The sequence below is a fragment of the Chryseobacterium sp. SIMBA_028 genome, assembly GCF_046535285.1.
Lineage (GTDB): Bacteria > Bacteroidota > Bacteroidia > Flavobacteriales > Weeksellaceae > Chryseobacterium.
Genome location: NZ_JAWRWZ010000009.1, coordinates 168,730 through 190,028, shown reverse-complemented (window position 1 = coordinate 190,028; position 21,299 = coordinate 168,730). Strand labels below are relative to the sequence as shown.

Here is a 21,299-nt window from a genome sequence, read left to right as displayed (position 1 = left end):
AAGTACAAAATCTCATTGCCTTTTTCTTTAAAAAAAATACAATATTCCTTTATTATAAGGGCTTTAAATAATAAAGAAAGCAGCAATAGAAGACACCTCTATATCAATATCAATTAATAGCCCAATATGAAAATTTGCCCATCCTATCTCAATGCCTTTCTAATGGTGTATTTCAGGAAAACTCTACTTCTCTACCAATCCTAAAGTTTTCAACAAAGAGCCAATACCTCTACCCTGGTTTCAATTCAGGATCCGACATTATTATATGACAATACTGACCACAGCGCATAGCTTAACATCATTTTTCCCACAACTCCATCTAATATCATATAGTATAAAGTATATCATATACTATGAAGAAACTTAACCTCTTATTTTCAAGCAACCTTCAAAACATATAGTCAATAAGAAACACAACATGATCAATAACGATTAATACACCCGGAACTTATAGGCACAAAAGTCACGGAAAGATCGATTTACTAAAAAACCAGTGATACAATCGGGTTGGGTACTCTTTAAAAACAGAGAATAAAACCTAAATACGAATAATTATGTTGACTTTTTTTCTTGAATATCCAAAAGCACAATTAATCTTTACATCATTATTATTTAAAAAGCTACCGGTAGTATTAATGGTATTTAAACAAAATATTCTATCTTTGCAGTCACTTAATTCATGGGGTTGACTGGTTTCGACAGCAAGACCAATGGGTAAGTAAGCATGCAGAGAACCGTAGCGCGATCTCTATAATCCCTTGCTACAAAATTTTAACTGGCAACGAAGAGTTCGCTCTTGCAGCTTAATCCGAATAAAGTAAGATTCAAGCGCTTTCCTGAAGATAGTAAGGAAGCAAGATATCTCACAAATGCTCCGTTCTACGGCGTTTGATCCTGAGATATAGTAATGTAGAAATAAGGTTTTAGATGCTTTGGCTAAAACACGAAAATCTCAGAAGATAAGCTGGAAGTTGGGTGTCTGCCCTCTGCTTTCAGACGAAAACCAATGGTAGAATAAGCATGTAGAAAGCTTATGTATTGCTTGTTTGGACGAGGGTTCGAATCCCTCCAACTCCACAAAAAACACTGATATATTCAGTGTTTTTTTTATTTTTAAAATCCCCGCTATTATTCATGGTAAGCCAACTAACATTGTCATTACTCATCAACTGATTTACATCATTTCTATCAAAAAATCATCATTTTCAGCTTTCTAATATAACCATTGAAAGCAGTTCCTTAAAAAGCCTGCGTTTTACTTTCACAACTACTAAATAGTGATGAAAACCATTCTCTTTTGACTCTTTTTCATCTCAAATAGAATCAAAACCAACCACTTTTAAACATTTCACCCCTTAAATAAGTCAGCTAAATAGAAAATAAAAATTAATCCTCTATAATACATTGAAATATAAATAGCTGAAAACTAAAACACTAAAGCTACCTAACCTAAAATGACAGCTCCCTGTCCACAAAAAAGACTAAAAAAATGTTTTATCGTAAAGAATTTTATATATTTGCACCATCTAACAATTAAAAAAAATAATTTACTATGTCAGACATTGCATCAAGAGTAAAAGCTATCATCGCTGATAAGCTTGACGTTGAAGAAACAGAAGTAACTCCTGAAGCTAGCTTCACTAACGATTTAGGAGCTGATTCACTAGATACAGTTGAACTAATCATGGAATTTGAAAAAGAATTTAACATTCAAATCCCTGATGATCAAGCTGAAAAAATTACTACTGTAGGACACGCTATCGCTTACATCGAAGAAGTAGTAAATAAATAATATTCTTCAACAAAAAGAAATTAAACAAAGTTTATGGAATTAAAAAGAGTAGTTGTAACCGGATTTGGAGCAATAACACCAATTGGAAATAATGCAAAAGAATACTGGGAAAATCTTGTGAAAGGTGAGAGCGGAGCCGCTCCGATTACTCTTTTTGATGCCACAAACTTTAAAACAAAGTTCGCTTGCGAGGTTAAAAATTTCGATCCATTACAGCATTTCGATAAGAAAGAAGCTAAAAAAATGGACCGAAATACTCAATTGGGACTTGTTGCCGCTAGAGAAGCAGTAGCACATTCCAGAATTATGGAAGACAATGTGGATAAAAACAGAGTCGGTGTAATCTGGGGTTCCGGAATCGGAGGTTTAGAGACTTTTGAAACAGAAGTTTTAGGTTGGGCTAATACGGAAATTCCGAGATTCAACCCATTCTTTATTCCAAAAATGATTGCGGATATCACTCCTGGACATATTTCTATTGAATATGGTTTCCATGGACCCAATTATACGACTGTATCTGCATGTGCTTCTTCAGCAAATGCTATAATCGATTCCAAAATGCTGATCCAATTAGGAAAAGCAGATGTAATTGTATGCGGAGGCTCTGAAGCCGCCGTTACGGCAAGTGGTGTCGGTGGATTTAATGCAATGATGGCACTTTCTACAAGAAATGATGATCCAAAAACAGCTTCAAGACCTTTTGACAAAGACAGAGATGGCTTTGTACTAGGTGAAGGTGCAGGAACCATTATTCTTGAAGAATATGAGCACGCAGTAAAGCGTGGTGCAACAATTTATGCAGAATTACTAGGAGGTGGTTTAAGTGCTGATGCACATCACATGACCGCTCCACACCCCGAAGGTCTTGGCGCTTATCTCGTAATGAAAAGTTGTCTGGAAGATGCAGGTTTAACTGCTGATGAAGTAGATCATATCAATATGCATGGTACCTCTACTCCATTAGGAGACATCGCAGAATCTAATGCAATTTCAAAATTACTAGGCGAGCATGCCTTTGACATTCAAATTAATTCTACAAAATCAATGACTGGTCACCTTTTAGGTGCTGCAGGTGTTATTGAAGCTATCGCTGCATTAGGAACTATTATTCATGGTACTGTTCCTCCTACCATCAACCATTTTACTGATGATGAAAATATTGACAGCAGACTAAACTTTACGTTTAACACTGCTGTGAAGAAAGATGTAAAAGTAGCCATGAGCAATACTTTTGGATTTGGCGGGCATAACGCTTGCGTTCTATTTAAGAAAATCTAAATTCAATGAATGGAGTTACAGAAATACTTTTCTAAATTCCTTCTCAAAAAAAGAAAAAGACAATTAACGGAAAGAGATTATTTTCTCAGTACCGAGCTTAAAAAAGTTCTAGGTACAGAGGTACAAAATATTGCTCTTTATCGTGAAGCTTTTTCTTTAAAAAATTCTTCTAAAAATCAAGACAGCAATTACGAAAGGCTTGAATTTTTGGGAGATTCTGTTTTGGGTACAATTATATCTTGTCATTTGTTCCAGACTTACCCTCAAGCCAATGAAGGGTACCTGACACAGATGAAATCTAAGATTGTTAATAGGAAAAATCTCAATAAATTAGGAGAAGACCTTAAGCTTACCAGTCTTCTGCAGAAGCAGAATAATTCTTCGGCTTTAGGGGAAAATATCTCCGGAAACTTATTTGAAGCCCTAATCGGTGCTGTATATTTGGACTTCCATTATGATGCTTGCAAAAGAATCATTTTGGAAAAACTTTTGACTCCATCCGAGATTAACAAGCTTGAAAACAAAATTGTAAGCTACAAAGGCCTCCTACTTGAATGGAGCCAAAAGAAGAAGGTAAACATAAAGTACGAAACTTGTGAGGAAATACAGGCCAATAAAGCCATTGTATTCCGATGTCATGTATGGTTGGGAGAAGAAAAGATTGCCAATGCATCAGAAACTTCCAAGAAAAAAGCAGAAGAAAAAGCTGCACAAAGGGCATTTTATATTTTAAATAAGAAAGAAAATATACTTGGAAATTCAAAAACTTTATGATCTTGATGATATAGAATTTGAAGATATTGCCATAGGATTGGTAAGATTAGCAAAAGATATACCCGCTCATGAGTTTTTCTATAAAATAAATCAAAATAACAACCTCACTTTTTCAAGAAAAAAAGATCTTGTCTTTCACGGGGATTATTATGACTATTTTTTTCCAAGATATGAGGGCTATCACAAGTTTTCCAAGACCTGCTTTACCTTTATTTCAAATAAATCTTCTGAAAGTAAGCAAAAAAAAGTTCAAACCGAACTGTTTACAGAAGAAGAAAACATTAAATTTTTATTAAATAATCAGGTAGATGTGGAATATATTCTACATAGTTCGGAACAGTTTCCTGATTTTTCCGTAATTTTGCTCCCTGAAAATCTTGTGTTTCCAATTCAAGATTATACACTGAGTTCTGATGAGGAACTTTATCAAATTATCCAGTATTATGAATAAGTATTTAAAGAAGACAAAAATTATCGCAACACTAGGCCCTGCTTCGTCATCGAAGGAGGTGATGTTAGATTTAATGAAAGCGGGTGTTGATATTTTCAGAATAAATTTTTCACATGCAGATTACGACTTAGTTCGAAAAAATATTGAAATAATTAGGGAGCTCAATAATGAGTATGGTTATTCAGTGGGTATTTTGGGAGACCTTCAGGGGCCTAAACTAAGAGTAGGTGTTGTAAAGGAGGGTTCTTACCTAAATCCTGGAGATATTCTTACTTTCACCAATGAAAAGATAGAGGGTGACTCTACTAAGGTATATATGACCTATCAACAGTTCCCACAGGACGTAAAAGTAGGTGAAAGAATCCTTATTGATGATGGTAAACTGGTATTAGAGGTTACTGAAACCAATGAAATAGATACTGTAAAGGCTAAAACAATCCAAGGTGGGCCACTAAGTTCTAAAAAAGGAGTAAACTTGCCTAATACAGTTGTATCTCTTCCTGCATTGACAGAAAAAGATATCCAAGATGCTAACTTCATGCTTGATATGGAAGTGGATTGGATCGCTCTTTCTTTCGTACGTCATGCACAAGATATCATTGACCTGAAAGATTTAATTTCAAAACATCCAAACGGTAAATTCAAAACTCCTATTATTGCGAAGATTGAAAAGCCTGAAGGGGTTAAAAATATTGAAGAAATTTTACTGGAATGTGACGGATTAATGGTTGCCCGTGGTGACCTTGGAGTTGAAGTTCCAATGGAAGAAGTTCCTGCGATCCAAAAAAATCTGGTAGAAAAGGCAAGATTCTATTCTAAACCAGTAATTATTGCTACCCAGATGATGGAAACAATGATTAACAGTTTAACACCAACAAGAGCAGAGGTAAACGACGTTGCTAACTCTGTATTGGATGGTGCTGATGCTGTAATGCTTTCCGGTGAGACTTCTGTAGGAAGATATCCGGTACAGGTTGTAGAAAACATGGCTAAAATTGTGAAAAACATTGAAACCACTCATTTCTATCAGCACAAGAATGAACCGATTGAAAAAGACTACAACTGTATCGATGAAAGATTCATTACGAATAGAGTATGTCTTGCTGCGGTAAGAATTGCTAAGACAACCAATGTGTCTGCTATTGTAACGCTTACTCATTCGGGGTATACAGCTTTCCAGCTAGCAGCTCACAGACCAAACTCTCAGATTATTGTATACAGTGGAAACAAAAGAGTGATCACTATGCTGAATCTTCTTTGGGGTGTTCACGCTTACTACTATGATATGAAAAAGTCTACTGACGAAACCATTATTCAGGTAAATATGTTAACGCATAATTATGGGTATATTGAAACAGGTGACTTTGTAATCAACATTAATGCAACGCCATCATATGAAGGTGGAAAAACAAATACGTTGAGATTAACAACAGTTTAATATAAACGAAAAGCAAAATCGTAGAATCGCGAAATTGCTTTATTCAATATAAAAAGACTCCCGAAAATTACTTTTCGGGAGTCTTTTATTTATTAAGTAAATCTGTATTACCAATACTTTTTACATGATCATTGTACGAATTAATTTCCAACAATAGTTTTTGCCGTTACAAACTCTTTTAATGCCAGTAAAGAAAGCTCGGTTCCGTATCCTGAAGCCTTGCTTCCACCGAATGGAAAACGTGGATCTGAACTTGTCATTCTGTTGATATTTACTGTTCCAGATTCAAGGTTTTCGATAAAGAATATTTGACGCTCTACATTCTTCGTCCAAACAGAATTGGAAAGTCCGAAAGGAATATCATTCGCTATTCGTAAAGCTTCTTCATCATTTTTAGCAGTCATAACCATTCCAAGAGGTCCGAAAAGCTCTTCTTTTAGAATTGGGTTACCCTCCTTAACTCTGATTAAACCTGGTATAAACTCGTTTTCGGAAATTCTCTCTAAAGGAATAATGATTTCTGCTCCATTTTCCAACGCTCTGTTGAATTGAGCTTCCAGTTCGTCAGCCAGGTCTGGTCTTGCCATTCCTGCTAAGTTAGTTTCCTTATGTAAAGGATCACCAATTTCATATTTTTTATATTCTTCAATGAATATTGGTAAAAACTTATCTTCAATCTTTTCATCAATAATAAATCTTTTTGCAGCCGTACAAGTTTGTCCACAATTTTGTAGTCTTGATTTTACTCCAGACTTTGCTGCTTGCTCCAGATCTGCATCATCAAAAATGATAAAAGCATCACTTCCACCTAGTTCAAGTAAAGATTTTTTGATATTTAAACCTGCTATTGAAGCTACTTCTCCCCCAGCTTTCCCACTGCCTGTAAGACTTACCCCTTTTACAACATCATGCTCAAGGATTTCTTTTACTGCTTTATGCCCTACTTCAAGGTTCTGAAAAACGCCGTCTGGAAATCCAGCTTCACGGAATGCTTCTTCAATGGCATTTCCACTTCCAAAACATATTGAAGCATGCTTTAAAACGACTGTATTTCCTGATAAAATTGCAGGTGTAGCAAACCTTAAAACTTGCCAGAAAGGAAAGTTCCAAGGCATCACTCCTAAAATTACACCTTTCGGAACATAATGAACTTCAGAATAAGCAAATTCAGATTGAACTTTTTCGGGTTTTAAAACATTATCAGCATCTGCATAATAATTCATCATTAAAGCACATTTCTCTACCTCAGCAATTGATTCCGTAATTGGCTTATTCATTTCAGTGGTAATGATCCTCCCAAACTTCTCTGAATTATTTTTTAAAATTTCTGCTGCTTTGGCAATTAACTTCTGCCTTTCCTCAAACGGCACTTTTCTCCACACTGAAAACGCATTATCCGCTTTAACAAGCTTGTTTTCAATTAATTGTTCCATAATATAATTTCTGTTTTAAATTCAGCTAATGAATTTATGAGTGCTTTTCTTTAAAAGCACGATAAAGTCTGCAAATTCTGTTCCTTAAGGATAAATAAAATAATGATTTTCTCTATCGGAAGAATATACTTGTTACATCATTAGCCATTCATTCACCAGACAAGCTGCCAGTCTCGCCGTCCTATCCTGAATATCGAATGACGGGTTGACTTCTGCTACATCCAGTGCAACCAATTTTTTATTTTTTAAGATATGTTTATAAAAATGCATAAAAGCTGTATCTGCAAAGATACCATTATATGCTGAAGCTGAAACTCCGGGAGCAATAGAAGCATTAAAAACATCCATACAAATGGTGAGATAAACAAAATCTACATTATTTATCAATTCATCAATGCGCTGATAAATTGATGCTAAATTTTCAAAGAATACTTCATCAGCAAGAACATATTTCATCCCGTATTGATGGGCAGTATCAAAAAGCTTTAGAGTATTGGAGTTCCTTTGAATTCCGATATGCAGGGAATTGATCGGTCCATCCTGCGCAATCTGCCAGAATCCGGTTCCTGAGCTTGGTCCGATTCCTTTTTCCGGCTGTCTGTTATCAAAATGGGCATCTATATTAATGATCCCGATTTTTTGTTCCGGAAAAGCCGTTTTTATGCCTAAATAATGGGCATAGGTTACTTCATGTCCTCCACCAAGCACTAGGGATTTACCTCCTTTTAAAAGTACCTTGGATACATTTTTAGCAAGATTATTCTGGGTATTTTCTAAGTTACCGTCTTCACAGGTAACATTACCAAAATCCAGTAGTTTGAAATCCGGAAGAATCACCGGGAAGTTGGACATATTTTTCCTGATCACATCCGGAGCTTCTTTTGCTCCCTGACGACCTTTATTCCGCCTTACCCCTTCATCAACAGCAAAACCGTGCAAAACGAAATCACCCGTTGAAATATTGTCGTAATTGTGTTCTTCTTTTACTCTCTGAAATAGTCTGTGGAAGAGAAGCTCTTCTCCATCCAATCTACCCTGCCAAATATTTTGAAGCATAATTCTTTAAAAATTCAATTTTAGTCACATCATTATATCCAGTAAAGCTAATTAATATTGTTTATATAAAAAAACTCCTTTCACTTATTATACAAACAACTCATTATAAGAGCAATACATCATATTTTAATTCTTTTTCTCATTGGCATTACTGCTGATGAACATTTCATTTCGTTCTTCTGAGATAATTTCCAGAAACCTTTCATAGTGTTTCAATACATCGGAAATCAATTCATTCTTGGTAAAATACTGTACATCATATCCTTCTCTGCCATCTCCAAAATAAGATCTTGGGTAGTGTGTTTTATTGTCATCTAAATCCGGAAGATTTTCTTCATTTACAACGTATTCAGAAACTACTTTTACCCTATTTTCAATTCCATAAATAAAATTGTTGACTACTCCCTGATGAATTTCTATTTCTATTCTGACAGGAGTATCGTAGTGGTTTATTTTGGCTTCAATTCCATTGGCTGCAAATTCATCTTTCAAATCTGAAAATGCATCTTTTGCTTTTATCTGAATAAAGTGGTCTACCGAGGAATTATCTTTAAAGGAAACAATATTTTTTAATCGTTCTTTCCAGAATTCGCCTGACCACGGAACTGTGGAAGCTGAAAAGTTTCTGTCATAATATTTTTGGTCTATAATTAGTCCTTTCATCAGGCTTACGATAAATAAAAGTACAATGATTGAGAAAGGCAATGCAGTAATTAAGGTCATGCTTTGAAGTGCTTTTAATCCTCCTGCATTGAGTAGTAAAAGGGAAAGAACAGCTAATAAAACACCCCAGAATACAATCTGCCATTTGGGAGATTTGCTGGCATTCTTGGTTGCAATACTGTTCATTACAAATATTCCGGAGTCTGCCGACGTCACAAAAAAGATGATAATGATAAGGATTACAAAGAAACCTGTAAAGGATGAAAAAGGCATATATTCTAAAAACCGGAACATTAATGCATCAGGATCTGACGCAAACTGGCTTAACTGGCCGTTCGCAATATTTAAATCAAACCATATGGCGCTGTTACCAAATACCGACATCCAGATAAAGTTGAATAATGTAGGTAATATCAAAACTGCCAGAATAAACTCTCTGATTGTTCTTCCTTTGGAAATTCGGGCAATAAATAATCCTACATATGGAGACCATGAAATCCACCATGCCCAATACAGAATTGTCCAGTCATAAAACCATGGTAATGCATTTTTTTCGTAAACATGGGTATTGAAAGTAAGATTGAAAAAGTTATTAATATAATTTCCCAATCCCTCTGTAAAACTTCCGATCAGATAAACCGTTGGCCCTAATATTAATACAAACAATAACAAAGCAATAACACTAACCACGTTAATATTACTCAGTAATTTCACTCCTTTACCGACTCCTGAAATCGCAGAAATAACGGAAAGAGAAATAAGAATAACAACAATAATAACCTGATACATAAAACTATTTTCAGGAGTAATATGAAGTATATTAAGCCCTGAACTGATCTGAACAACACCAAACCCTAATGTAGTGGTAATTCCAAAAAAAGTACAGCAAAGTGCAAATACATCAATGGCATTCCCCCACTTTCCATTAATTTTATCTTTTAATAAAGGATAAAAGCAACTTCTAAGTGAAAGAGGAAGCCTATAACGATAAGCAAAGTAAGATAATGAAAGTCCTACCACTCCATAGATAGCCCAGGCATGAATACCCCAGTGAAAAAAAGTATAGAGCTGAGCTTGTTTTGCTCTGCTTACATAATGATTATCTGCGAAAACTTCGGAGGAATAGTGTTGCATTGGTTCTGCAACGCTAAAATATATTAACCCAATTCCCATCCCTGCAGCAAAAAGCATTGAAATCCATGAAAAAAAGGAGTATTCGGGTTTACTGTCATTAGCTCCCAATTTAATACTGGCATATTTACTAAATAACAGGTATACTAAGAAAATAACAAACAAAGTCACTGCCCAGACGTACACCCAATTTAAATTAATAAATATGAATTCTTTAATTTCATTCAGAATTTTCTCTGTCGGCTTTGGATAAACAGCTGAAAGAAAACAGGTTCCTATAATAAAAATTAAACTCGGAATAGTGACCCCTTTATTAAAAGTAGATCTAACATTTTGAAAATTCATCTTTTTTATTTTTGTGTTTATAGCATTGACAAGTCATCCTGGTATTGGATATAGCTGTAAAAAAGTACTGAGAAAGAAGAAAATATCCAGGTTTTCCGGGATCTCCGGCGCACTTAAGAACTATAGAAAAATGCTTTTTTTAGCAAAAAAACAACGGTAATCGGGGCACAATATAGGGAAACTTATATAAAATACGAAAAATATGACAGACTTTATGATTTCGACATATTACTTTTTTGCGTGTATTTACAAAATATTAATGAATAGGATTTTTCTTTTATCAATACTTCTTTCATTTGAATTTTAAAGCAAATTTAGCTTCAGCTTCTCCGATTTTAGGAAAAAAGATAAAATAAAATTAATTTCATTCTATTTCTAAGCAGATGTATAAGTTTTGCAAATAAAAAAGTGGAAGAAAAATTCTTCCACTTTCATTTATCTAAATACGTTTTAAAGACTATTGCTAATCAATGTTCTCTATGTTTAATCAACAAGAGTTCCGTTGATATAAATATGTTCAGCTTTCAGGCTTCCCTGATTATAAAGTACATTCTGGAAATTATTGGTTTTAAAGGTAACAAAATCTGCTTTTTTACCTACTTCCAGTCTTCCTCTGTCTTCCAGATTAAGGGCAAATGCAGCACGGAAAGTCATCCCTGCCAATACTTCAGCAGTTGTCAGCTTTTGGAAAGTCGCCAATATAGAAGCCTGGGTAATTAGGTTCCCCATTGGAGCTGATCCCGGATTCCAGTCACTAGCAATAGCAACAATAGCACCTGCATCCAATAGTTTTCTGGCTGGTGTAAATTTTTCTCCCAATCCCAGGCTTGCTCCCGGGAGAGCAGTTGCAACGGTATCGGATTGTGCTAAAAATTCTATATCTTCATCAATCGTTGCTTCTAAATGATCTGCTGATTTTGCGCCGACCTCTACTGCAATTCTTGAACTTCCCGGTGTAAACTGGTCAGCATGAACAGTTATCTCAAAACCTAAAGCTTTAGTTTTAAGTAAAAAATCTTTGCTTTCTTCTGGTTGGAAAGCTGATTTTTCAATAAAAATATCCACACGGTTGGCTAGGTTTTCTTCTTTTACTTTTGGTAAAATTTCGGTAAGGATATATTCCAGATATTCAGGATTGCTTCCTTCGAAATCTCTTGGTTTTAAATGAGCAGAAAGACACGTAGGAACTAAGGTAGCTTTTGTGGACTGCTGAGCTTTTTTAATAATTCTAAGCATTTTCAACTCATTTTCCACATCAAGACCGTAGCCGCTTTTCACTTCAATTGTTGTAATTCCAAGATCAATTAGGAAATTAATTCTTTCCAATAAGGTTTTTAATAGCTCTTCTTCGGAAGCATTTCTTGTGTGTTGTACAGAACTCCAGATTCCTCCGCCACTTTCCGCTATCTCCAAATATGTTTTTCCTGCATTACGCATTGCGAAATCATTGGCTCGGTTTCCTCCAAAACAGATATGAGTATGTGAATCTACAAAAGCAGGAAGAACAATCTGTTCTCCGTCAATCTGTTCGATTTCTATGGTAGGATTTTCATTTTTTAAAGTTTCAAAGCTTCCGATATGCTGAATAGTATTGTTATCCACTACAATTCCTCCATCAACAATAATTTCCAATTGTTCATCGGTAAGTTTTCCTCTTAAAGGTAAGTTGGCAAGGGTTACTACTTGCTTAAATGGTCCTATTAATTTCATTAGTTTAGGCTAAAGGTTAGAAAATGAATTATCGTGTTTTATCATTTCAAATATTCAGATGCTTTCAGTATGACAAAACCAATGTTTAGTTTGTCATTTCTTAGGAATCCGGGCAAAGTAAATAAATTCAACTCCTGATAGTTCACACTTTATTTTTCCTCTCAAAAATACTTAAAATATATCAATTGACTACATTTTTGGATGAGCTGTTCTGGAGGCTGGCACTAATATTAGGCTTAAGCAGAACATCAATCTCACCTTTTATCAATCTTGATTTCAACCTTAGCCTAAATTTGTTATCTTTGAGGTAAATGAAATGAATTAATGCCAGATTTTTTACATCCAGATAAGGAAAACTACTCACGAGAGGAGCTGATGCAGGAAGAACAGATTCGCCCCCAAAGCTTTAAAGATTTTGCGGGTCAGAGGAAAACGCTGGAAAATCTTGAGGTTTTTGTGACTGCTGCCAAGAGACGTGGTGGTGCGCTTGATCATGTCCTTTTGCATGGTCCTCCAGGTCTGGGGAAAACAACTTTAGCTAATATTATTGCCAACGAGCTTGGGGTTAACTGTAAGATTACTTCGGGTCCTGTATTGGATAAGCCAGGCAGCTTAGCAGGTCTGTTGACTAATCTGGAAGAAAATGATGTTCTTTTCATTGATGAGATCCATCGTCTTTCGCCTGTGGTTGAAGAATATTTGTATTCAGCTATGGAAGACTATAAGATTGATATCATGCTGGAGACTGGTCCTAATGCAAGAAGCGTACAAATTGGATTAAATCCTTTTACCTTGGTGGGGGCTACAACAAGAAGCGGTATGCTGACTAAGCCGATGCTTGCCAGATTTGGGATTCAAAGCAGACTGGAATACTATTCTATTGAGCTTTTATCGATGATTATTCAAAGAAGTGCAAGGGTATTGGGAGTAACCATTTATGAAGATGCAGCCATTGAAGTGGCAAGAAGAAGCCGGGGAACACCAAGAATAGCCAATGCATTATTGAGAAGGGTACGTGATTTTGCTGAAATTAAAGGGAATGGAGAAATTGAGATCAACATTACAAAATATGCACTGAATTCTCTGAATGTAGATGAATTCGGACTGGATGAAATGGATAATAAGATCATGCGTGTTATGATTGAAAACTTCAAAGGAAAACCTGTTGGTATTTCTGCACTGGCAACATCCATTGGAGAAAACCCGGAAACACTGGAAGAGGTATATGAGCCATTCCTGATTCAGGAGGGTTTTATCATTAGAACACCACGAGGCAGAGAGGTTACCGACAAGGCTTATCATCATTTAAATATTTCAAGACCCAGAAATCCGGGAGAACTTTTTTAATTTTAAAGTTTAAGGGCTTAAGAAAACAAGTTATTTATGTTTGTTCCAAAATTATACAGAAGTGAAGATATGAATCTGATGAGAGAAATTATCAGAGAAAATTCTTTTGCTTTACTTATTTCTTCTGTTGATAAGATCCGAGCTACTCATTCCATGATGATGTTGAATGAAAGTGATCCGGAAAATGTTTATATTGAAACTCATATTTCAAGAGCTAATCCACAGGCAAAAAGCTTAAAGGAAGGAGATGAAGTACTGTGTGACTTTTTAGGGGCACATACTTATATTTCGAGCAGCTGGTATGACCATATTAATGTTTCTACCTGGAACTATGAAGCAGTACAAATTTATGGAAAGGTAGAGTTGATGGATCATAATGAGCTTTATGCACATTTAGATAAGTTGACATCGAAGTATGAAAAATTTCAGCAGTGTCCTATGATGGTAAAAGATATGGGAAATGAGTTTGTAGAAAAGGAAATGAAAGGGGCTTTTGGAATTAAAATAAACCCCACTGAGATTTTCATCAAGCAAAAATTATCTCAAAATAGAAAAGAAGCTGATTTTCGAAATATTATTTCACAACTTGAACAATCGGATGATAATGCCCGGAAAGTTGCTGAAAAAATGAAATTAATAAAGAAATAATCAAAATATACATATGAAGCTATATCCAATACAATGTGGAAAATTTAAACTGGATGGCGGTGCCATGTTTGGAGTCGTCCCAAAGAGTCTGTGGGAGAAAACCAACCCGGCAGACGAAAAAAACCTAATCGAGTTGGGAACACGTTCTATGCTCATTGAAGACGGAAAAAAACTGATCCTTGTAGACTGCGGTCTTGGAAACAAACAGGATGATAAATTCTTCGGACACTATTCTCTTTGGGGAGATGACAATCTGGATAAAAACTTAAAGAAATATGGTTTTGTAAAGGAGGACATTACGGATGTATTCTTTACTCACCTTCACTTTGACCACTGCGGTGGTGCCATAGAATGGAATGATGACAGAACAGGATACAGACCAGCTTTTAAAAATGCTCAATTCTGGACGAATGAAAACCATTGGCAATGGGCAACTGAACCTAATCCCAGAGAGAAAGCAAGCTTCCTGAAAGAAAACATTATTCCAATACAGGAAAGTGGTCAACTCAACTTTTTGCCACTTCCGACTACCGGAAATTATGGTTTTGCTCCTGACTTAAAAATGGATGTCATTTTTGTGGATGGGCATACAGAAAAACAAATGCTTCCTGTCATTCAGTATCAGGAAAAGACGGTTGTTTTTGCCGCTGACCTTATTCCTACTGCAGGACATATCAATCAGGTCTATGTGATGGGATATGATACAAGACCTCTTTTAACAATGGAAGAAAAAGGAAAATTTCTGAAACAATGTGTAGATAACGAATATTTATTATTCTTTGAGCATGATGCCCATAATGAACTGGCAAGCCTTAAAATGACTGAAAAAGGGGTAAGACTTGATGAAACGTTCAGCTTTAATGATGTTTTTGGATATTAATTTTTAATTATGGAAGAATTACATTCAGAAGCACAACAGGCAGAGCCACCCGCACCCAAGATTATAGGTTTAACGGGAGGAATTGGTTCAGGGAAAACTACGGTTGCTAAGTTTATTGAGGAATTTGGTTTTCCGGTTTATTATTCTGACGACAGGGCTAAAGCTATCGTTAATGAAAATGATGATCTAAAAATTAAAATCAAGGAACTTCTAGGTGAAGCATCCTATGATGAAAAAGGAAGTTATGACAGGAAGTTTGTTGCCGATAAGGTTTTTAAAAATAAAGATCTTCTTGAGCAACTAAATGAAATTATTCATCCTGCTGTTCGCATTGATTTTGAAGATTGGGTTAAAAAGCAAACCAAGTATTTAGTTTTCAAGGAAACTGCATTATTATTTGAGTTAAGACTTAACAGACAATGTTATAAATCTCTTCTGGTAACAGCTGAGGATAATATCCGAATCAAAAGGGTAATGGACAGGGACAATAAAACCTACCGCGAAGTAGAAGCTGTTATGGAGAAACAAATGCCCGAAAAGGATAAAATAAAAATGGCAGATTGTATCATTTATAATAATACAAATCTGGAAGAATTAAAAGAGCAGACCGAAAAAGTAATCTTCTCTATTGAATAATCATTTTCTGGTTTTAAATATACAAACGCCCTCATTTTTGAGGGCGTTTGTATATTATATTGTCATATAATTCAATGCTAAATAACCTTTCTTTCTGAACCACTGCAATATCACGTAGGCGATTCTACATGGTCTATAACCAGCAACTAACAATTCTATTAACGGAATCAATTACCAGCTATTTCATCGCAGATAAGCAATACAAGTTATCCTTATCATCCATAAAAAAATAAGCCCCCATTTCTGGAGGCTTATTCTATCTGAAATTTAGCTTATTATTCTTTGATAAATTTCTTTTGAACAGTTTTATCATTGTCTTCGATATCTATTACATAAACACCATTAATCAATCGGCTTACGTTGATTTGGTTGTTCAATAGGATACCGCTTCCGATTACCTGTCCTGCAGCATTGTAAATTTTATATTTAGCTTTCTTGCTAATATTCTTAACAAACAATACTGAACTTACAGGGTTAGGATAGATCATGATATCTGTCTGATCAATTGGATTAGCAACTGACTTTTTAGAAATTCTCACTGTGTAATCCTCAACTTCTCCATTCTTAAAGTTCAGACAACTAACAGGTACACCATCTCTTTCCATTGCAACTCTCATTACTACATACTTGTAGTCTGTTGTACTTACAAAGGCATCAGTTGGTACGCTGAATTTACCTGATACTGGACTTGTCGTATTTGGAGATGAAGTAAATACTTTCTCATTGATATCAAAGTCTCCATTTCTGTTGAAATCGATCCAAACTGCAACTCCTTCGTTATAAGTATTTCCTGTCCATTTTTTCTCGACAATGATTTCATTATCTGTAGATCCTTGGATCAATTCAATGAATGTTTTAGGAACTCCTGTATAATCTGTATAAGTGGATGCACCAGAAGCATTTTCCATTGTTGGTTTTCCATTTGGAATAACAGTTACCTTAGAAATATGCTCAGCCGTTGCACTTCCTGATGCCATCTTACAATAAATTACAGTAGGTGTTGTAAAGTAGTAAGGAGGCGTGTAGTTTCCTGGTGTACCACTACAGATATTCACTACCTGCATTTCGTACTTAGTCATTTCTACAAGACCGGTCAATACGATATTATTAACCACTGTAGGAACTTCTGTCCAGCTTGGAATACCCACTTTTCTATATCTAAGAACATAGGTTGCTCCTGGGAACGGATCCCATGTGATCTCTGCAGATGTTGGCAATAATTGAGTAATTGTTAAACCTGGAGGTGGAATCTGACATATTCTTTCTGTAGTAAATACCTTAGGGTTTGAATAGTCGTTAAATAGAGTTTCTCCATTACACTTATTGGCAATCTGAACCTCATAAGTAACGAATGACTCTAAAGGAATTACACTACCTAATACATACGTATTTGCTGGTGCAGCAGGTAAATCAATTTCTGCATTTGGCCATCCTGTAGTCCCCACTTTTCTCCATCTCATCTTATAGGTAGAACTTGCAGCAAGTGGTGCCCAAGTAATCAATGCTGTAGTTGGAGTAATATTACTGATCGTTACGTTTGGAGGTGTAGGATCACATCTTGTAGTGAATGTCTTGATTGGAGTAGCTGTACCAATAGTACCTCCACAAACTGCTGCTACTTCAATTTCATAAGTTGTAGCCGGAGTTAATCCATTAATCGTAAGAGGAACGTTCCCTAATACAGCAGAAGCATATACCTCTGTCCATGCAGTAGTTCCTGCCACTCTATAACGTACAAGATAAGTTGACGTTGTAGGTCCTCCAGTCAGATTAACAATCACAGAAGTATGTGTAGTTGTACCAAATGTAGGTGCGTTTGGAGCAATATTACTACATGGTCTGATTCTTACAGCATAGTCCTCAACTTCTCCATCAATTGCATTTGCACACGCAGTAGGAATAGCTGTTGAACGCTTCAATACAACTCTCATTGTAGTAGTATACGGTCCAACGTACGAAGTTGGTGTAGGAGGAACGTTAAATACACCCGTAACTGGTGTAGTAGTACTTCCAGCAGAACCAAGAATTCTTTCACTGGTTTCAAACTGACCATTTCTGTTAAAGTCAATCCAAACTGCTACTGCATCATTACCTGATGAAGCCGTCCATCCTTTTGCAACAGAAATCTTATTATTACTAGAATCAGCATCTAAAGTAATAAGCGTTGCCGGCGATGTATAACTTGTATAATTGTTCTGAACAGTATTATTACTCATTGTAGGTACTCCCAAGTTAGAAGAAATAACTGTCACATTTGAAATATGATCGTTAGCTCCACTTCCTGTTACCGGGCAATACTGTAATGGTAATGTAGTAAATAGTACAGATCCGGAGAATGCTCCAAAAGTAGTGGTACATTTTGTAGATACCTGAACTTCATATTGAGTCTGTTCTTTTAAAGGCGCTGTAACAGGGATAGTGTAAACGTTACCTGGAGCAGGGATAGTAGTCACTGTTGTCCAAGGGATAGTTCCTGTTTCTCTGTATCTTAATTGATACGTTGCTCCTGTAGCCGCTAACCACGAGAATGTAGCACTAATATCAGTAATGTTTGATACTGTAATATTTGTTGGGGGTGTAGTTGCACATGCTGGCTGATCAATAAGCTTCACAGCATAATCTTCTACTTCACCTTCATTATATGATGCAAAAGATCCACAAGGAGAAGATACAGTTCCGTCCATCATTACTACACGCATACGAGTAAGAAGAGTACCTGTATAGGTAGCAGGATTTGGAGGAAGTTGTATATCAAAACCTACTGTCCCGTTTGTTACAGGAGTTGTCGTGTTACTAGCAGCTGTAAGCATTCTTTCACTAGCTTCAAAAACTCCATTTCTATTTAAATCGATCCATACTCCTACTCCATAACTGGATGTAGAACCTGGCCAGAATTTAGTGATGCTTATTTTATTACCTGTTGTACCTCTCACTAAAGTAACTAATCTTGTAGGATCAGCAGAGTAATCTTTATATCCATCATACCCTGAATTGCTCACCATTAATGGTGCATTTGTAGGGGTAACAACCACTTTACTAATATACCCTTCTGATGAAGCATTAGGAGGTACATTCGTACAATATGTAAGGGCTGGTGTTGTAAATAAAGTACTCGTAGAGAATGCTCCTGTATTACTTTGGCAAATAGTAAGAATCTGAACTTCATACTGAGTTTGATCCGCTAGGTTAAGAAGAACCTGGCTGCTTGCAAAAGGAGCGGTTACGTTAATTGTTGGCTGCCAAGCAGTAGCTGTTACTGCCTTATATCTAATTTGATAAGTTGCTCCCGCAGCAGGTAACCAGCTTACCATAGCTGTACTTGCCGTAATATTAGTAACGGTAATACCCGTAGGAGGAGCTGTAGTACAAGGTTGTAAGTCTACCCCTGAAAGTAATAATCTTGGAATATCAGCATATCTTCCGGATGCAGTTGGTGGCGATGCAGGATCTGGATTAGTACCGTCATTACGATATAATATTCCTCTGTTTGCTCCTGCATTATAAGATCCCCATGTAGCGGTACCTCCTAATGTGTAATCAGGTGCATTTTCATCAACAGCAATGACTATATTGCTTGTTCCATCCCATACAAATGGAGCTGCTAAAGGAATTGTCACCCAGTTTCCAGCTGTCATTGTAGCAATTGTACCTGCAAAAATCTGTGACATAGTACCTACCGGTATCCAGTCTGTATCATTTGCAAAACTTGCCTTGGATGTATTCCCCATATAAACAATCCAGGCGTTATAATTTGTCTGAGGATTTTGAGGCGTCTCTACATAAAACTTCACTTCAGTAATCAAACGAGCAGTCCCTAATGCGGCTGAAAGTTCAGCAGCTTTATAAAGTTGTTGAGAGTAATTGAATCCCCAGTTAGAGTTAACCGGAAGTTGTGTTGTCGTAGCAGTACCCGTACCTATTTGGCCTGGAACAACTCTAGGTCCGGCAACCCATGTACTTTTATCTGTAGGAGTACAGATTGCTCTTACCCACCAGTAATAGGAAGTCCCTGCAACTAATGGAGATAAAGTAGCTGTAGTACCTGGAACCACTGTTCCTACTGTAGCCGCTGTTGGCGGAGTATTGGAAGTGCTGTAATACACTTCATACCCCCCTGCTGGTACAGGAGTAGGTGCAGTCCAGTTAACCACTGCACTAGTAAGCGTTACCGTCCCCACTGTTAAAGACCCTGCAGATGATGGTACAGGCAGACATGTAGGTGGCGTGGCAAAGGATTTTGGTCCTGACCATGTACTTTGATCTGTTGCACTACATCTTGCTCTTACCCATGCATAATAGGTTGTAGCAGGAATTAACGGTGTAAGTGTTGCTGTTGTTCCTGTTGGAACAGTTTGCGAAGGAATTGTTGCTGCGTTTGGTGCAGCAGCAGTTGTACTATAATATACATCATATCCTGCGGCAGGCACATAAGAGTAAGCAGTCCAGTTGAGTACTGCAGTCGTTGGTGTTATTGTTCCTGTAGATATTATTCCGCTGGTAGGCATAGCCGGACATGTAGCCGGTGTTGCAAAAGCTTTTGGCCCCGACCATACACTCTGATCTGTTGCACTACATCTCGCTCTAACCCATACATAATAAGTTGTGGTTGGTGTAAGTGGAGTAAGAGTTGCTGTGGGTCCCGGTACTGTTTGTGACGGTGCCGTTGCAGCCGTTGGGGCAACATTGTTTGTATTATAGTATACATCATACCCACCAGCAGGTGCAGGGGTATAAGGTGTCCAGTTAATAACAGCATTGGTTGCTGCTATTGTTCCTGTAGTTATTGTTCCTCCCGGAGGCATTGGTAAACATGTTGGAGGCGTACCAAAAGTTAATTGAACATCAGGTCTGTTGTTTCCAACTGTACCAGTTCCTGTAGGAGGATTGGTATCACCCTGAAGAGTCATATGTCCAGAAGCTGCATTGGAATAAGTGAATTTAGCTCCTGTAGTAGATCCACCTCCGGATCCACCGTAATTGGTTTCAACTAATACCACTAAGTTATCAGTTCCATTATAATTATAAGGAAGCTGTAACGGGATAGTATACCATCCTACCGGAATACTGTCTATGTTTCCACTGAAAAGCAAGGTTGCTCCAGTAGTTGCATTAGCCCAGTTTTGTGCAGGAAGGGTTGTGGTTGTACTTGGTACAGATTTTATATAAACTTTTACAGGAAGGGCAACGTTCACACTTGCCGTTGCTTTCCATCCTACAGATAGGATGTTTCCGGCAGCTCCCCCCGCAGCAGTGATTTCTGCAGCAGTATAAAGCGATGCTGACCGTTCAAATCCCCAGTTACAACCCAAAGGATATTTCTGAGTTGTAGTTGTTCCTGTACCAATTGTAATTGTTTGTGCCTGCATGGACAGTCCGACGACCATACAGAGCAATGCAATGAGCACCTTAAAAGGCCGGCTCATTTTACAGAGTAAAAGTCCACTCATATTTTTCTTAATTTAATAATGATAACGATAATAAAAGAATTATAGTATTTCCTATTTTGTGGGATTCAAATACGATTTTGAAACATCCCTTTTTACAGAGTATCTGTAGTGAAAAAATAATTTTACCTCATACGCTAATATTTTAATAATTACACAAATCTAATCATTTTTTCATTATAATACATTCATCAAAATGATTTTTTGCAAAAATTAGACTACAATACCCTATATGATTGTAAATAAAAAAATCCTCAGAAATTCTGAGGATTT

Annotated in this window: 14 protein-coding genes and 1 other RNA gene; 10 read left to right on the top strand and 5 right to left on the bottom strand. The window is 36.5% G+C overall.

Annotated elements, in window-relative coordinates; all coding sequences use genetic code 11:
* Positions 1 to 681 precede the first annotated feature (681 nt).
* From ssrA to pyk, 6 genes are all read left to right on the top strand, one after another.
* Positions 682 to 1,080, top strand: a transfer-messenger RNA (tmRNA) gene (ssrA, locus tag SCA31_RS13755).
* Positions 1,081 to 1,552: 472 nt separating this feature from the next.
* Positions 1,553 to 1,792, top strand: a complete 240-nt coding sequence (locus SCA31_RS13750) for an acyl carrier protein (protein WP_002976354.1) — start codon at positions 1,553 to 1,555, stop codon at positions 1,790 to 1,792.
* 33 nt (positions 1,793 to 1,825) lie between these two features.
* Positions 1,826 to 3,070 (top strand): beta-ketoacyl-ACP synthase II, encoded by a 1,245-nt coding sequence (gene fabF, locus SCA31_RS13745; RefSeq protein WP_284464935.1) that lies wholly within the window; start codon positions 1,826 to 1,828, stop codon positions 3,068 to 3,070.
* Positions 3,071 to 3,079: 9 nt separating this feature from the next.
* Entirely contained in the window at positions 3,080 to 3,844 is a 765-nt protein-coding gene (gene rnc, locus SCA31_RS13740; RefSeq protein WP_410697557.1) for a ribonuclease III, read from the top strand.
* Complete coding sequence (locus SCA31_RS13735; protein WP_410697556.1) at positions 3,822 to 4,295, top strand: IPExxxVDY family protein; 474 nt, start codon at positions 3,822 to 3,824, stop codon at positions 4,293 to 4,295. Before rnc ends, SCA31_RS13735 begins: the two co-directional genes overlap by 23 nt.
* Positions 4,288 to 5,733, top strand: coding sequence for a pyruvate kinase (gene pyk / locus SCA31_RS13730; protein ID WP_410697555.1), 1,446 nt, complete (start codon positions 4,288 to 4,290; stop codon positions 5,731 to 5,733). Before SCA31_RS13735 ends, pyk begins: the two co-directional genes overlap by 8 nt.
* A gap of 140 nt (positions 5,734 to 5,873) precedes the next feature.
* Here pyk and SCA31_RS13725 read toward each other — a convergent pair whose 3' ends face one another.
* The 4 genes from SCA31_RS13725 to hutI form a co-directional block, all read right to left on the bottom strand.
* Entirely contained in the window at positions 5,874 to 7,166 is a 1,293-nt protein-coding gene (locus tag SCA31_RS13725) for an aldehyde dehydrogenase family protein (protein WP_410697554.1), read from the bottom strand.
* 132 nt (positions 7,167 to 7,298) lie between these two features.
* Complete coding sequence (hutG, locus tag SCA31_RS13720) at positions 7,299 to 8,222, bottom strand: formimidoylglutamase (RefSeq protein ID WP_410697553.1); 924 nt, start codon at positions 8,220 to 8,222, stop codon at positions 7,299 to 7,301.
* 126 nt (positions 8,223 to 8,348) lie between these two features.
* Positions 8,349 to 10,361, bottom strand: a complete 2,013-nt coding sequence (locus SCA31_RS13715; RefSeq protein ID WP_410697552.1) for a BCCT family transporter — start codon at positions 10,359 to 10,361, stop codon at positions 8,349 to 8,351.
* A 483-nt stretch (positions 10,362 to 10,844) separates the two neighbouring features.
* Positions 10,845 to 12,071: an imidazolonepropionase gene (hutI, locus tag SCA31_RS13710; protein WP_410697551.1), complete on the bottom strand. Its 1,227-nt coding sequence runs from the start codon at positions 12,069 to 12,071 to the stop codon at positions 10,845 to 10,847.
* A 324-nt stretch (positions 12,072 to 12,395) separates the two neighbouring features.
* Here hutI and ruvB point away from each other — a divergent pair, with 324 nt between their 5' ends.
* Genes ruvB through coaE form a run of 4 tightly spaced genes read left to right on the top strand, consistent with a single transcriptional unit; the run spans position 12,396 to position 15,582 of the window.
* Complete coding sequence (gene ruvB, locus SCA31_RS13705; RefSeq protein WP_109622288.1) at positions 12,396 to 13,418, top strand: Holliday junction branch migration DNA helicase RuvB; 1,023 nt, start codon at positions 12,396 to 12,398, stop codon at positions 13,416 to 13,418.
* 36 nt (positions 13,419 to 13,454) lie between these two features.
* A complete protein-coding gene (locus tag SCA31_RS13700; RefSeq protein ID WP_410697550.1) occupies positions 13,455 to 14,066 on the top strand; it encodes an FMN-binding negative transcriptional regulator in 612 nt (203 codons plus the stop codon).
* A gap of 13 nt (positions 14,067 to 14,079) precedes the next feature.
* Positions 14,080 to 14,946 (top strand): MBL fold metallo-hydrolase, encoded by an 867-nt coding sequence (locus SCA31_RS13695; RefSeq protein ID WP_410697549.1) that lies wholly within the window; start codon positions 14,080 to 14,082, stop codon positions 14,944 to 14,946.
* A gap of 9 nt (positions 14,947 to 14,955) precedes the next feature.
* A complete protein-coding gene (gene coaE / locus SCA31_RS13690; protein ID WP_410697548.1) occupies positions 14,956 to 15,582 on the top strand; it encodes a dephospho-CoA kinase in 627 nt (208 codons plus the stop codon).
* A 275-nt stretch (positions 15,583 to 15,857) separates the two neighbouring features.
* On the opposite strand, the gene SCA31_RS13685 is transcribed toward coaE, so the two are convergent.
* Positions 15,858 to 21,029: a fibronectin type III domain-containing protein gene (locus tag SCA31_RS13685; protein WP_410697547.1), complete on the bottom strand. Its 5,172-nt coding sequence runs from the start codon at positions 21,027 to 21,029 to the stop codon at positions 15,858 to 15,860.
* Positions 21,030 to 21,299: the final 270 nt, after the last annotated feature.